This is a genomic window from Stenotrophomonas sp. SrG (assembly GCF_050031795.1).
In the GTDB taxonomy this organism is placed as follows: domain Bacteria; phylum Pseudomonadota; class Gammaproteobacteria; order Xanthomonadales; family Xanthomonadaceae; genus Stenotrophomonas; species Stenotrophomonas rhizophila_A.
This window is the reverse complement of sequence record NZ_JBNBBE010001664.1, coordinates 1-231: the sequence shown is the minus strand read 5'-3', so window position 1 is coordinate 231 and position 231 is coordinate 1. Positions and strand designations below refer to the sequence as shown.

Genomic DNA, 231 nt, shown 5'->3' with positions numbered 1-231 from the left:
CCTGCTTCATCCAGCGCGTGTGGGTGTGGGTGTGGCAGTGCACGTCGAAGGTGCCGGCGTCGATCATGGCGCGCGCGTCGCTCCAGCGCATCATCCCGTCGTCGTGGCGGTTCTCGCGCAGGATCGCCGCCTCACAGCCGCGGTGGACGGGCGTGCTGGGCAGTGCCGCACCGGGCTGGCCGGCGTGCGGCCGTACGGGGCCTTCGCCCCTCCAGCCGGTGGCCACGAACA

1 pseudogene is annotated in these 231 nt (G+C 72.7%); it reads right to left on the bottom strand.

Going from position 1 to position 231, the window contains the following annotated elements:
• A pseudogene (locus ACQG3P_RS25025) lies at positions 1-231 on the bottom strand (polysaccharide deacetylase family protein); the annotation flags it as partial.